The following is a 12,891-nucleotide window of genomic DNA, read 5'->3' as shown; positions in this document are numbered from 1 at the left end:
CTCAGTCCTCGACCTTCGAGTTCACGAGGCGGCCGAGCAGCGTGCGCTTCGACCCGAACAGCTTGCCCAGCACCAGCGCGTGCTTGAGCATCAGGTGGGCATGATGCTCGTCGGTCACGCCGATGCCGCCATGCAGCTGGATGTTGGTATCGGCATTCGCGATCGCCGCCTGATTGGCCAGATGCTTGGCCGCGTCGAGGTGGACGGCGGCATCGCCACGCTCCTCCTTGATCGCGGCGGCCGCATACCAGAGCTGGCAGCGCGCCGCCTCGGCCCGCAGCGCCATGTCGGCGCAGGGGTGGCGCACGGCCTGATAAGCGCCGATCTTGCGGCCGAACGTCTCGCGCACCTTGGCGTAATCGACGATCAGGTCGAGCGCGGCCTCGGCGATGCCGACCAGCATCGCGGCCGCGCCGAGCTCGCCCATCCGCCAGACATGCTCGCCCGTCGTCTCTGCAACCGGCGCCTGCGCGGCGCCCTCGGCGACCCGCATCGAGGTGGCGGGATCGAGCGCGGGGCGGGCCGGCGCGACGATGTCCGTGATCGAGAGCAGGCGCGCCTGTTCGCGGCTGACGTGCAGCGCATAGGTTGCATCGGGCGAACCGAGCAGGCGCAGGCCCGCGCCGTCGTTCACCGCCAGCGCCACGCCGGCCTCGCCCGAAAGGATCGCCGCGCGCATCGTGTCGTCGGTCGCGACCATCGCCGCGAGGCTTTGTGCCAGCACGTCGACCGGGCCGCACTGGCGGCCCACCTCGCGGAAGAACAGGACGTGCTCGACGGCGCTCAGGCCGCTGCCGCCCTGGTTTTCCGGCAGTGCCAGCGCGAACCAGCCCATCTCGCCGAGCGACTGGCGCAGCGGCGCGCCCATGTCGCCGCCATCGGCACCGTGCAGGCGGTCGATCGGCATCGCGTCCGCCAGGAATTCGGCCGCCGCGCTCGCGATCGCGACCTCATCACCGTCAGGTGCCAGAAACATGGCGCTAAACTCTCCCTTGGAACCACCGGACGGCTATGACCGCCCCGGTCGCTTATGCTGCTGCTGACCTTGTTAGGCGGCGGCGGACATAATGCAACACCCGAAGCACATTATATGCCGCCGCCGGCAGGGGGCCGGCAGCGGGATGCCGGCGTCAGCCCGCCGCCAGGGGTGTCTCCGCCACGCCCTTTTCCCCCGGCGTGAGCGCGAAAAGGCCGCCGTTGGCGTCGTTGCCGGGCGCGTCCGAGTTGATCGCCATCTTCGTCGACGTGACATACAGCGTCGCCATGTCCGGCCCGCCGAACGCCGGCTTGGTCGGGTTCGAGAAGGGGAGGGCGACGATCCGGTCGAGCGTGCCGTCCGGCCGGTAGCGCCGCAACTGCCCCACGCCCACGATCGTGAGCCAGTAGCCGCCTTCGGCATCCACCGTGGCGCCGTCGAGATGGCCCTTCAGCTCTGGCTCCAGCGTGAGGAAGGTGCGGCGGTTCGAGATGTCGCCCGTCGCGGGGTCGAGGTCGAACGCCTCCACCTTCCGGCTGGGCGTGCTGGCCGCGTACATCGTCCGTCCGTCGGGGCTGAAGGCGAGGCCGTTGGCGACCGCGATCCCGTCGATCACCGGGGTCAGCCGGTCGCCGTCCAGCCGGTGAAACGCGCCACCCGCCGCGTTGCGGTCGGCCGGGAAATGGTGATCGTAGGCGCCGATCCAGAAACGGCCCTGCCGGTCGCAATGGCATTCGTGCAGCTTGATGTGGGCCGGCTGGTCGGCGGCGACGCGCAGCGTGACGGCGCCGCTTTCCACGTCAAAATCGTACAGCCCGTCGGCCAGCGCCACCAGCAGGCCGCCCGCCGCCTTGGGCACGAAGCCGCCGATGCGGCTCGGCATCGGCCAGCTATCGTGCGCGCCGCTGTCGGGCGACCAGCGGTGGAGGGCGGCCGGCTGCTCGCAGTTGATCCACCAGAGCGCCTGATCCTCCGGCGACCAGATCGGCCCCTCGCCAAGGTAATTGTCGGCATCCAGCACGCGGGTCACTGTCATCGTCATCTCCCTTTTGTGTCGGCAAGACCCGCCCGGTCAGCCCTTCAGCGGGGTGGACTGGAACGCGACGAGCCGCCACGCCCCGTCCGTCTCGGCCCAGCCGGCGAGCACCCGGTTGTCGAGGCGCTTCTCGACGCCCTCGACGCGCACCGAGGAGGTCATCCGGCCGGTAAGCAGCGCGGCGCCGTCGCCGAGCACGATCACCCGGTCCTCGCTCCAATCGATCGACAGATAGTCGATCCGCCCGGCGGCCATCTTGGTGCAATAGGCCGCCTTGTCGTCCACCTGCCCCGTGGCGTGGCTGAACGACAGGCGCGGATCGAGCAGCGCGTCGAGCGCGGCGGCATCGTTCGCCAGCATCGCCGCGCACCGCGCCTTTTCCGCCGCCATCACGGCGCTGCTGGTGTCGTCGCCCATCGGATCATCCTCTCGCCGGTGCCCTTGCGCAATTCAGCGCGGTCGATGCATTCGCTAGGTGGCGCGAACGGGGGCTGTCAACAGATCGGCGCGCGCATCGGCACGCACGCCCGGTTGACGCCGCCGCGACAGCCGCCTAGCCCGAATGCACAAGGCGAGATACATTAGGTCGGTCAGCGGCCCGGGTGCCGCAAGGCCCGGCACGGGCCGCGAGAGGAGCATGGGATGAGCGAAACCCTGGCAGCGCGCCTCGCCGCGATCGTCGGCGACCGGCACCTCCACGCGGACGAGGCGATCGGCGAGCATTATCGCATCGACGTGTCGCGCAAATACCAGTCGCGCCCCGCCTTCCTGCTGAAGCCGGCCGATACCGAGGAGGTCGCCGCGATCGTCCGGCTGGCCTCGGCCGAGGGCGTATCGATCACCGTGGTCGGCGGGCAGACCGGCACCGTGGGCAGTGCCGTGCCGGCCGACGGCGGCATCGCGCTGTCGCTGGAGCGGATGAACCGCATCGTCGAGATCGACGAGCTGTCGATGACGATGACGGTGGAGGCCGGCTGCATCCTGCAACTGGCGCACGAGGCGGCGGAGGCCAGGGGCGCGCTGCTGCCGCTCGATCTGGGCGCGCGCGGCTCGGCCACGATCGGCGGCGTGATCGGCACCAACGCCGGCGGCAACCGCGTGCTGCGCTGGGGCATGATGCGCGACATGGTGATCGGGCTGGAGGCGGTGCTGGCAGACGGCACGATCGTCTCGTCGCTCACCAAGATGCTCAAGGACAATGCCGGTTACAACTGGAAGCACCTGCTGGTCGGCAGCGAGGGCACGCTCGGCATCGTGACGCGGGCGGTGCTGCGGCTGCGCCCGCTGCCCACCTCGCGCCAGACCGCGCTGGTGGCGACCGACTCGTTCGAGGACATCATCGCGGTGCTGCGGCGGATGGAGGTGATGGTGTCCGGCCGGCTCTCCTCGTTCGAGCTGATGTGGGGCGATTTCTACACGGCGATGAGCGAGGCGCTGCTGGTGCAGCGGCCGCGCGCGATGTCGGCGGAACACGGCTTCTACGCGCTGGTCGAGGCGATGGGCGGCGATGAGGAGGCCGACATCGCCCAGTTCGAGCGCGCGCTGATGGCGCTGATCGAGGACGGGACGATAAAGGACGCGGTCATCGCCCAGTCCGATTCCCAGCGCGAGGCGATCTGGGCGGTGCGCGAGGATCTGGCGCCGGGGCTGGCGCCGCTGCGGCCTTTCTCGTCATATGACGTGAGCATGGGCGTGGCGGACATGCCGGCCTTCGTGGAGAAGGCGCGGGCCAACATGGCGGCGGCCTATCCCGATGCGACGATGCTGTTCTACGGCCATGCCGGCGACGGCAACCTCCACGCGATCGTCAGCATCGGGCAGATGGACAAGACCATCCAGCACGGCTTCGATACGGCGGTGTTCGGCGCGGTGCGCGATGTCGGCGGGTCGATCGCGGCCGAGCACGGCATCGGGGTGTCGCGCGCACCGTTCCTGAAGTGGACGCGGTCGGAAAGCGAACTGGCATTGATGCGGACGCTGAAGGACGCGATCGATCCGAAGCACATCCTCAACCCGGGCAAGCTGCTCGACGCGATGTGAGGCGGGCGGGGATGAGCCGATTAGGAGGCGATCGCGGCAGTGCCGTGCTCGATCCCCGCGTCGCCGGCCCCGTCGCGCGTCTCGAACCGCACCGCGCCGCCCCCGTCCAGCCAGATGTGGGTGGTCAGCGTGTCGCCGGGATAGACGGGCTTGCGGAAGCGCCCGGCCATTTGCGTCAACCGGGCCGGATCGCCACCCGCCGCGCCCGCCACCAGCGCGCGGCAGGCGAAGCCGTAGGTGCACAGGCCGTGCAGAATCGGCCGGTCGAAGCCGCGCGCGCGAGCGAACGCCGGGTCGCTGTGCAGCGGGTGGCGATCGCCCGACAGGCGGTAGAGCAGCGCCTGTTCCGGCCGGCTGTGGTGGACGATCGTGGCGTCCGCCGGGCGAACCGGCGCGGCGGCCGGGCGGCCGGGGCCGCGCGGGCCGCCGAAGCCGCCGCCACCGCGCACGAAGATGCTCATCGTCCCGCGTCCGATCAGCGGGGCGCCAGGCCCCTCGCCGTGGAGGGTGGAGACGCTCGTCACGATGGCGCCCTCGCCCTTGTCCAGCACGGAATCGACCGTGGTACGCACGATGCCGCGGCCGCGCGGGGGAAGCGGGCGCAGCAGCTCGATCCGCTGCTCGGCGTGGAGGAAGCGGCCCGGGTCCAGCGCCTCCAGCGCTGGCGGTTTGTGGCCGACCGTGACGATCGTGAGAAAGCTCGGCAGCGCCTGCAACGCGACGCCCTCGCTGTTCTCCGTGGTGAGCGCGAGGTCTTCGGCCGGTGCGTCCAGCCCGGCGCCCACGCCCAGCGCGTAGAGCATCGTCGCGCGCTCGTCCCAGGCGACGGGCTGGTCGCCGCTGGTCGAACCGATCATGTCGAGCGTCACGCGCGCGCCTGCGGGTCGCCTGTCGTCCATCGCTCTCCTCCCGCGCCGTGGCGCCCTGTTTTGGAAACGCTATCGGTCGATCGCCCCGCCGGTCAAGCGACGCGCCGGCGAACGACGCATTCATGCGAAGGAACCCTGTGATGGCCCGGATCGACCGGCAGCGGCTGGCTGCCGCGCCCCTCCCCGTCGTGGTCGAGATCCCCACCCGGTTCGACGATCTGGACACGCAGGGCCATGTGAACAACGCCGCCGCCACCGTGATCCTGCAGGAGGGGCGCGTGCTGTTCAACCGCGCCGCCGGGCTGCCCGCGATGATGGGGCGGCTGCGCACGATGGTCGCCTCGCTCACGATCGAATATGTCGCGGAGATGCACCATCCCGATCCGGTCGAGATCGGCAGCGGCATCCTCGCGATCGGGCGCACGTCCTTCACGATCGGGCAGTGTGCCCGGCAGAACGGCACCCCGGCGATCTTCGCGCAGGCGGTGATGGTGGTGGCGGACGAGACGGGGCCGGTGCCGATACCGGACGACCTGCGTGCCGCGTTCGAACGGTTGAGTATCGCCTGAGGCGAAGGGGAGAGGAAGACATGGCTGGACGGTTCGACGGCAAGGTGGCGATCGTCACCGGGGGAACATCGGGCATCGGCGCGGCGATCGCGTCGCGGCTGGCGGCGGAGGGCGCGCGCGTGCTGGTGACCGACCTCAATCCGCCGGCCGTGGCGGACGAGCGACTGGCGTTCCACCGGACCGACGTGACCGATGCGGCCGCCTGCGCGGCGATGGTGGCGGCGGCGGTCGAGCGGTTCGGCCGGCTCGACATCCTCGTCAACAACGCCGGCATCGGCGCGCTCGACGAAACCCCCGACATGGCCGACGCGGTGTGGGACAAGGTGATGGCGGTCAACGTGTCGTCGATCTTCTACGCCTGCCGCGCCGCCATCCCGGCGATGCGCGAGGGCGGCGGCGGTGCGATCGTCAACGTCGCCTCGGTATCCGGGCTGGGGGCCGACCATGGCATGGGCGTGTACAACGCCTCCAAGGCGGCGGCGGTCAATTATACCCGTTCGCTCGCGCTCGATTGCGCGCGCGACGGCATCCGCGTCAACGCGCTGTGCCCGGGGGCGATCGCCCGCACGGCGATGGGGGTCGGCTCGTTCGGCTCGGCGGCGGATCAGCAGAGCTGGATCGATGCCGTGCCGCTCGGCCGGCTCGGCACGCCGGAGGAGATGGCCAACGTCGTCGCCTTCCTCGCCTCCGACGAGGCATCGTTCATGACCGGCTCGATCGTCACCGCCGATGGCGGCACCACCGCCTGCACCGGCCTGCCGGACGTCATCACCCAGCGCAACCGCCGCCGCGCCGAACAGGCGGCCGGCGCATGACGCCGCACCCTTATTATCAGGCGATCATCGATGCCTTCGCCGCCGCCGGCCGGCCTTACTTCCATCAGGTGACGCCGCCGGAGGCGCGCGCGATGCTGGCGGCGGGGCTGGCCGCCGCGCCGCCGCCCGCCAACCTGCCCGATCTGGCCGAGGTGGCGGACGAATCGATCGACGGCCCGCATGGCGCGATCCCGATCCGCCGTTACGTGCCGAAGGGGGCATCTGCGGGCACCGTCGTCTATTTGCATTCGGGCGGCTGGGTGATCGGCGATCTCGCCTTCGCCGATGCCACCTGCCGCCGGCTGGCCGGCGCTGCCGGATGCGAGATCGTCAGCGTCGATTACCGGCTGGCGCCAGAGCATCCTTATCCGCAGCCGCTCGACGACTGTTTCGCCGCGCTCGAATGGGCGGCCGCGAACCGGCCGGGGCCGCTGGTGCTGTTCGGCGAGAGCGCGGGCGGCAATCTGGCGGCGGCCTGCGCCATCCGGGCGCGCGATGCGGGCGGGCCGGCGGTCGCGGGGCTGGCGCTGGCCTACCCCGTCACCGATCATGCGATGGACACCGCCTCCTACCGCGACATCGGCGACCGCAACTGGCTGCTGTCGGCTAACGACATGCGCTGGTTCTGGGATCTCTACGCGCCCGCCGGCGTGGATCGCGGCGATCCGCTGCTGTCGCCGCTGCGCGTGGCCGATGCCGCCGGCCTGCCGCCCGCCTTCATCGCGGTGGCCGAGCTCGATCCGCTGCGCGAGGAGGGGCTTGCCTTCGCCCGCAGGCTCGATGCGGCCGGCGTGCCGGTCGTGACCCGGTGCGATGCGGCAATGCTGCACGGCTATCTCGGCGCGGCCGGTGCGGTGCCGCTGGCGGCCGAGGCGCTGTCCGCCGCCGGGGCGTGGGTTCGTGAGCGACTGGCAGCGGAGGGCCCGAACGATGGACGCGATCGCAACCTATAAGGGCACGCTCCTGAACCATCTGGAGACGGTGTATCGCCCGGGCGAGCGCGACGTCGCGATCGCGCTGGTGGAGGCGCTCGGCTGCACGATCACCGACACCGGCTTCGCCAGCGACCGGGGCGAGACGTTCCTCGCCGTCCACCCCAATGCCGACGACCGCGATCGCGAGAGCAACGTCTTCTACATGTCGCCGATGACGGCGGAGCAGGAGGCGATCGAGACGCGGCTGGCGCACCACGTCGCCGCCGACGCGTCGTTGCGTGACGGCGTGTCGGCCTATCGTGGCAAGGCGCACGGGCGGCCGTTCGGTATCCCCCACTTCGCGTTGCGCTACCCCTCGGTCGATGCCGTCGAGGCGGTCGCCGCCCGTTTGGAAAGGCTTGCCGCCGCCGGCCTGGGCGAGCGGCTGCACCTGCGGATCTTCCGCCCGGAGGAAGCGGACTCGGCGCGCGGCCGGCTGATCCAGGGCTTTGTCCATCAGGACGTGATCGTCGCCGGATCGTTCATGCTGGGCCAGCTCATCGAACTGCAGACGAAGGACACGCGCGGATGACCGAAGGCAGCACCGGCAGCGAAACCATGACGACCGGATCGCAGGACCGCTGGGCGGTTCGCCCGGACGGCTCGAACTGGGGTGACTTCGGCGCGGACGACCAGATCGGCCGGTTGAATCTCATCACCCCGGCGCATCGTCGTGCCGCCGCCGCCGAGGTGCGCGAGGGGATCGCCTTCTGCCTGTCGCTGCCGCTCGACTGCCCGGCCAACGTGGAGCTGCACCCGCGCCGCAAGCCGCCCGAACTGGGCTGGTTTCTACGCGGCGAGGATCCGACGATGAACTATCCGATGGGCCGCGTCGCGCCGGGGCAGGACGATGTGGTGTGCGACGACAAGGCCGCGATCAGCCTGCAATTCTCGACCCAGTGGGACAGCCTGTGCCACATCGGCGCGCTGTACGACGGCCATGGCGACGGCGAGCGCGAGGCGACCTATTACAACGGCTACCGCGCCAACGATCATATCCGTGGCCCGGTCGATCACCTGCGCGGCGGAATCGCGAAGGACGGGCCGTATGGCGCGCACGCGCTGGGCATCGAGACGATCGCCGAGACGGGCCTCCAGACGCGCGGCGTGATGATCGACCTGTTCGCCCATGTCGGGCTGGAACGCGTCGCGGTCGGCTACGACCGGCTGATGCGGATCCTCGACGCGGACCGGGTGGAGGTGGGGGAGGGCGATGCGCTGTGCGTGCGGACCGGTTTCGATCGTGCGCTGTTGGCGCGCTATGCCGATCCGGCGGCGCCGTTCGACCAGCAGCGTTGTTCGGGGCTGGATGGCGGCGATCCGCTATTGCAGCGCTGGATCACCGACAGCGGCATCGTGGCGATCGCTTCGGACAACGAGGCGGTGGAACTGCTGCCGACAAGCCATGTGCCGCACGGCCACGGCACGCACATCCCGCTGCACCACTTGTGCCTGTTCAAGCTGGGCATCCCGCTGGGCGAGATGTTCCTGCTGTCCGACCTCGCCGACTGGCTGCGTGCCAACGGCCGGTCGCGCTTCCTGTTCACCGCGCCGCCGCTGCGGCTGCCGCGCGCGGTCGGCGCACCGGTGACGGGGGTAGGTACGGTCTGAATGGCGATGCGCCGGCCGGGCTGTCCCGGCCGGCGCATCGGGTCAGGCGCGGCTGCGCGGCAGGCCGAGGCGCTTTTCCGCGACCATGCTGCGCAACACCTCGCTGGTGCCGCCATAGATCGAGGTGGCGGTGGAGTGGCGGTAGCCGATCTCCACCACGCCCAGCCCGTTCTTGCCGCGCACGAGCGATCCCGGCGACGACAGGTCGAGCAGGTCGGCCGAGTCGACGATGAACGCCTCGGTGGTGAACACCTTGGAGGCCGGGCCGTAGGCGAGGTCCGGTTCGCCCGCCAGCCGGGTCCACAGCGCCCGCGCCGACAGCGCCTCGCTGATGGCGGCGTGGGTGTGCACCTTGGCCAGCCGGGCGAGCGTGCCCGGATGCTCGATCACCAGGGTGCCGCCGCGATCCTCGTCGCGCGCCCATTCGGCAACCGCGTCGACCATCTCGCGCAGCTGGTGGAAGTAGTAGCTGCCGCCCTGCTCCATCGAGAGCGCCGCCGCCATCACCTTGACGCCGCCGTTGACGTCGCCCAGCCGGTAGCGATCCGGGATCCGCACGTCCTCGTAGAAGGTGGCGTTGGTGCGCTCGTCCATGAAGGTGTGGACGGGGTGGATCTCCACCCCCTTCACCTTCAGCGGCACGAGGAACAGCGTCAGCCCCTTGTGCTTGGCGACGTCGGGGTCGGTTCGCGTCAGCAGCAGCACATAGTCGGACAACTCCGCGCCGGAGGTGAACATCTTCTGCCCGTTGATGACCCATTCGTCACCGTCGCGCACCGCGCGCGTCTTGGCGGCGAACACGTCCGATCCGCCCGACGGCTCGGTGAAGCCGAGGCAGGAGACGAAATCGCCCCGCGCGAAGCCCGGCAGCACTTCCTCCTGCAGCTCGGGCGTGCCGACCTTCTGGACGAGCGCGCCGGCCATGCCGGTGACGCCGCGGGCCAGGCCGGCATAGCCGACATCCATCCAGATCGCATTGGCAGCACGGGTGCTGTTCACGTCCGCATCGCGGCCGCCCCACTTGGCCGGCCAGTCCGGATAGAGGAGACCCGCCTTGCCCATCGCGCGGTGGACATCCCAGTTGTGCGACTCGAAATTCTGCTCGCCGCGATCCGCCCGGTTCGGATCGAGGATCGAGTCGAACAGCGCGCGCACCTCGCCCGCGAGCGTGTTGTCCGCGTCCGGCGCCTCGAAGTCGATCTCCACCGCGCCGGGTTCGGGAAGGCTCGTCGCCTCGTTCAGCAGCAGCCGCCGCCCGCCGCGCTCCAGTTCGGCGGCGGGATCGCCCAGCGGCAGCGCCCACGCCTTGGCGCGGCGATGATAGAGCTGGATGTCGTATTCGGTACTCAGGCCGTAGCCGCCGAAGGTGTGGATCGCATGGGCCACGCTGTTCGTCGCGGTGCGGCTGGCCCACCAGAAGCAGGTGGAGACGAGCGCGCCCGCATCCGCCTTGCCATCGGCGATCGCCCGCAGCGTCCACCACAGCAGCAGCGAGGCGCCATCGGCATCGATCACGTCGACGGCGAGCGGGTGGGCGATGCCCTGGTTGGCGCCGATCGGCGTGCCGAAGGCGGTCCGCTCGCACGCATAGGCCGCGGCCATCTCGGTCGCCTCGCGCGACAGGCCGACGAGCGCGGCGGCGGTCAGCAGCTTCCACTCCTCGATGCCCGCCGCCCAGATGCGGGCGGTATCGGCATTGCCGGACAGTATGAGCCGCTCGCCCTTGCCGGGGGTGAAGTTGCCCAGCGCCGCGCCGCCCAGCGTCTCCGGCGCGTCGGCCGCAGCGGGGATCTCGATCGCCAGTTCGGTGCCGTCGAAGGTCAGGATGCCATTGGCGACCGCGCCGCCGGGCACGAGCTGCGGCTTGCCGTCCGCCACGTTGCGCAGCGCGAGCGTGAGGATGGCCCCCTCGTCACGCACTTTGGCGATCCACGCGCGGGCGACGTCGCCGCCCACCTCGCCCAGCACGCGCAGCGCCACCAGCGATTCGGCAAGCGGGGCGGGGGCGAGACGGCGACCTGCCTGCTCCATCATCAGGCACGCATCGAACAGGCTCATCTCGCCGCCGCCGGCATCGGCGGACAGCCGCATGAACGGCGCCTCGAGGGCGACGAGTTCATTCCAGAGCGCCCGATCGAACCCCACCGGCTCGGCGGCTCGGACGCGGGCCGTGGTCGATTCGGTCGCGAAGAAGCGCTCGAACATTTCCTTTACCGGCACGCTGTCGTCAGGCAGGCTCAACTGCATCGGAAACTCCTCCAGCCGTCGCGTCGGACCGGGAGGTGGCCCTGCGATTATCGTGGTGATCGTTATGGGCGATATGGTGGCCCGCCTTCCGTTTAGCACGGCTTTTCGCAATGAACGAGGCGCATCGCATTCCAAAAGCCGGTGGCGGGCGGGAATGCCTCGACATGACGGTATGAAATGCTAGTGTCGACACGCATTAATGGTTTGGCGCGGGTCTGAGTCCCCCAAGGCGGCCTGTCCGCGCCATGGTCAATCGTTTCCATCCTCCCCGCCGCGTCGCGAGGCAGGATGCGTGGGAGAGTTGTATGACGGCTGGTGCAGCGGGCAATCTCGATGCGGTGCCGCTGAGGGTCACGGACCCCCAGCGTATTCCGTCGCAGCGTTATTACGACGAGGAATTCTTCAAGCTGGAGCGGGACAAGCTGTGGCCGCACGTCTGGCAGATGGCCTGCCGGCTGGAAGAGATCCCGAACGTCGGCGATTATGCCGAATATCGCATCCTCGACAAATCGGTGCTCGTGATCCGGACGAAATCCGGGATCAAGGCGTTCCACAACGCCTGCCGCCATCGCGGCGTGCAGCTGGCGAGCGGGCACGGCAACTGCAAGGTGAAGGGGCTGATCTGCCCGTTCCACGGCTGGCGCTTCAACATGGACGGCAAGAACACCTTCGTGTTCGCCAAGCAGGTGTTCGATCCCTCCGTCATCGAGCAGGCCGAGCTCGATCTCGCGCCGTGCCGGGTGGAGCTGTGGGGCGGCAGCGCCTTCATCAACTTCGACGATAACGCACCGCCGCTGCTCGAATGCCTCGGCCCGGTCGCGGAGCGGCTTTCGGCGCGCAACGTCGAGGATCTCAAGATGGAATGGTGGTACGCCACCGTGCTGCCGACCAACTGGAAGCTCGCGATGGAAGCCTTCATGGAAGGCTATCACACCATGAAGACGCATCCGCAGCTGCAGGCGCTCTCCACGCCGGAGATGAACCCGTACGGCCCGGATGCAGGCGTGATGCTGCCGACGAACAAGACCACGCCGGACGAGTTCGTCGACGTGACCATCCGCTTCCTCGACCGGCTGAGCTCGGGCATGGCCGGCATGGTCCACTCCAGCGAGGTCGAGATCGCCCACAGCCTGCGCAACATGGAGCTGCCGGACGACATGATGGGCGCGGCCGGCGCCTTCTATACCAAGCTGCGCGAGGAGATCACCACGCAGGGCCAAGCGCGCGGCCTGCCGGTGCCGGACCTGAACGAACTGGCGGTGTCGCACGAATTCCACGCCGTGGAATATATGTTCCCGCACTACTTCCTGCTGCCGATGTTCGGCGCGATGTCGTCCTATCGCATCCGGCCGCTGACGCCGGAAACCTGCATCTTCGAGATCTTCTCGCTGGCATTCCTGCCGGACGACGAGAATCGCGCGCCGGTGCGGCCGATCGTGCTGCCGCATGAAAGCCCGGACTTCCCGGAGATTCCGCGGCAGGATTACGACAACCTGCCGTTGCAGCAGCTCGGCCTGCACGCCGGCGGATTCGATCACATGCGTCTGTCCAACCAGGTCGAGGGCATGATCAGCAACTACCAGCGCCTCATCGACGGCTATCTGGCGGAGCTGGACCCGCAGGTGCTCGCCAAGGGGCAGGCGATCGTGAATTGCGGTTTCGAGGCGCCGATCCGCGACATCGGCTTCGGTCCCGGACCCAAGGTCCCGGCCGAAAAGGCAGAGCCGGAGCTTTCGCCGGCCGAGTGAGCGAAA

At 69.6% G+C, this 12,891-nt stretch carries 12 protein-coding genes; 7 read left to right on the top strand and 5 right to left on the bottom strand.

The window, feature by feature from the left end; genetic code table 11:
- Position 1: 1 nt before the first annotated feature.
- From FOY91_RS03675 to FOY91_RS03665, 3 genes are all read right to left on the bottom strand, one after another.
- Positions 2-976, bottom strand: coding sequence for an acyl-CoA dehydrogenase family protein (locus FOY91_RS03675; RefSeq protein WP_145148249.1), 975 nt, complete (start codon positions 974-976; stop codon positions 2-4).
- 154 nt (positions 977-1,130) lie between these two features.
- Complete coding sequence (locus tag FOY91_RS03670; RefSeq protein WP_162527118.1) at positions 1,131-2,012, bottom strand: SMP-30/gluconolactonase/LRE family protein; 882 nt, start codon at positions 2,010-2,012, stop codon at positions 1,131-1,133.
- Between the two features lie 36 nt (positions 2,013-2,048).
- On the bottom strand, positions 2,049-2,429 hold the full coding sequence (locus FOY91_RS03665) for a nuclear transport factor 2 family protein (protein WP_145148244.1): 381 nt from the start codon (positions 2,427-2,429) through the stop codon (positions 2,049-2,051).
- A 225-nt stretch (positions 2,430-2,654) separates the two neighbouring features.
- On the opposite strand from FOY91_RS03665, the gene FOY91_RS03660 reads away from it, so the two are divergent.
- The gene (locus tag FOY91_RS03660) at positions 2,655-4,052 is read left to right on the top strand and encodes an FAD-binding oxidoreductase (RefSeq protein ID WP_145148242.1); all 1,398 of its coding nucleotides are present in this window, start codon (positions 2,655-2,657) and stop codon (positions 4,050-4,052) included.
- 20 nt (positions 4,053-4,072) lie between these two features.
- On the opposite strand, the gene FOY91_RS03655 is transcribed toward FOY91_RS03660, so the two are convergent.
- The gene (locus FOY91_RS03655) at positions 4,073-4,951 is read right to left on the bottom strand and encodes a MaoC/PaaZ C-terminal domain-containing protein (RefSeq protein ID WP_145148240.1); all 879 of its coding nucleotides are present in this window, start codon (positions 4,949-4,951) and stop codon (positions 4,073-4,075) included.
- 110 nt (positions 4,952-5,061) lie between these two features.
- Between FOY91_RS03655 and FOY91_RS03650 the strand changes: the two genes are divergently transcribed.
- From FOY91_RS03650 to FOY91_RS03630, 5 genes are read left to right on the top strand one after another with little or no spacing between them, the layout of a single operon-like run.
- On the top strand, positions 5,062-5,490 hold the full coding sequence (locus FOY91_RS03650) for an acyl-CoA thioesterase (protein WP_162527117.1): 429 nt from the start codon (positions 5,062-5,064) through the stop codon (positions 5,488-5,490).
- 20 nt (positions 5,491-5,510) lie between these two features.
- Positions 5,511-6,305 (top strand): meso-2,3-butanediol dehydrogenase, encoded by a 795-nt coding sequence (gene budC / locus FOY91_RS03645; protein WP_145148236.1) that lies wholly within the window; start codon positions 5,511-5,513, stop codon positions 6,303-6,305.
- Entirely contained in the window at positions 6,302-7,258 is a 957-nt protein-coding gene (locus FOY91_RS03640) for an alpha/beta hydrolase (protein WP_145148234.1), read from the top strand. Before budC ends, FOY91_RS03640 begins: the two co-directional genes overlap by 4 nt.
- Positions 7,236-7,811, top strand: a complete 576-nt coding sequence (locus FOY91_RS03635) for a hypothetical protein (protein WP_145148231.1) — start codon at positions 7,236-7,238, stop codon at positions 7,809-7,811. Before FOY91_RS03640 ends, FOY91_RS03635 begins: the two co-directional genes overlap by 23 nt.
- A complete protein-coding gene (locus FOY91_RS03630) occupies positions 7,808-8,890 on the top strand; it encodes a cyclase family protein (protein ID WP_203234483.1) in 1,083 nt (360 codons plus the stop codon). The genes FOY91_RS03635 and FOY91_RS03630 overlap by 4 nt, the downstream gene beginning before the upstream one ends.
- A gap of 42 nt (positions 8,891-8,932) precedes the next feature.
- On the opposite strand, the gene FOY91_RS03625 is transcribed toward FOY91_RS03630, so the two are convergent.
- On the bottom strand, positions 8,933-11,137 hold the full coding sequence (locus FOY91_RS03625; protein ID WP_145148229.1) for an acyl-CoA dehydrogenase family protein: 2,205 nt from the start codon (positions 11,135-11,137) through the stop codon (positions 8,933-8,935).
- 305 nt (positions 11,138-11,442) lie between these two features.
- Here FOY91_RS03625 and FOY91_RS03620 point away from each other — a divergent pair, with 305 nt between their 5' ends.
- Positions 11,443-12,885, top strand: a complete 1,443-nt coding sequence (locus tag FOY91_RS03620; protein ID WP_145148226.1) for an aromatic ring-hydroxylating oxygenase subunit alpha — start codon at positions 11,443-11,445, stop codon at positions 12,883-12,885.
- Positions 12,886-12,891: the final 6 nt, after the last annotated feature.

Source organism: Alterirhizorhabdus solaris (genome assembly GCF_007785815.1).
GTDB classification, from domain to species: Bacteria; Pseudomonadota; Alphaproteobacteria; order Sphingomonadales; family Sphingomonadaceae; genus Alterirhizorhabdus; species Alterirhizorhabdus solaris.
The sequence above is the reverse complement of the archived record's forward strand: the minus strand, read 5'-3'. Positions and strand labels throughout refer to the sequence as shown.

What these genes read in the sequence shown, in the direction of transcription:
- FOY91_RS03665 (WP_145148244.1), bottom strand. Translation starts at nt 2,429, where the DNA reads ATGGGCGACGACACCAGCAGCGCCGTGATGGCGGCGGAAAAGGCGCGG.
- FOY91_RS03650 (WP_162527117.1), top strand. Translation starts at nt 5,062, where the DNA reads ATGGCCCGGATCGACCGGCAGCGGCTGGCTGCCGCGCCCCTCCCCGTC.
- FOY91_RS03670 (WP_162527118.1), bottom strand. Translation starts at nt 2,012, where the DNA reads ATGACAGTGACCCGCGTGCTGGATGCCGACAATTACCTTGGCGAGGGG.
- FOY91_RS03625 (WP_145148229.1), bottom strand. Translation starts at nt 11,137, where the DNA reads ATGCAGTTGAGCCTGCCTGACGACAGCGTGCCGGTAAAGGAAATGTTC.
- FOY91_RS03655 (WP_145148240.1), bottom strand. Translation starts at nt 4,951, where the DNA reads ATGGACGACAGGCGACCCGCAGGCGCGCGCGTGACGCTCGACATGATC.
- budC (WP_145148236.1), top strand. Translation starts at nt 5,511, where the DNA reads ATGGCTGGACGGTTCGACGGCAAGGTGGCGATCGTCACCGGGGGAACA.
- FOY91_RS03660 (WP_145148242.1), top strand. Translation starts at nt 2,655, where the DNA reads ATGAGCGAAACCCTGGCAGCGCGCCTCGCCGCGATCGTCGGCGACCGG.
- FOY91_RS03675 (WP_145148249.1), bottom strand. Translation starts at nt 976, where the DNA reads ATGTTTCTGGCACCTGACGGTGATGAGGTCGCGATCGCGAGCGCGGCG.
- FOY91_RS03640 (WP_145148234.1), top strand. Translation starts at nt 6,302, where the DNA reads ATGACGCCGCACCCTTATTATCAGGCGATCATCGATGCCTTCGCCGCC.
- FOY91_RS03635 (WP_145148231.1), top strand. Translation starts at nt 7,236, where the DNA reads ATGGACGCGATCGCAACCTATAAGGGCACGCTCCTGAACCATCTGGAG.
- FOY91_RS03620 (WP_145148226.1), top strand. Translation starts at nt 11,443, where the DNA reads ATGACGGCTGGTGCAGCGGGCAATCTCGATGCGGTGCCGCTGAGGGTC.
- FOY91_RS03630 (WP_203234483.1), top strand. Translation starts at nt 7,808, where the DNA reads ATGACCGAAGGCAGCACCGGCAGCGAAACCATGACGACCGGATCGCAG.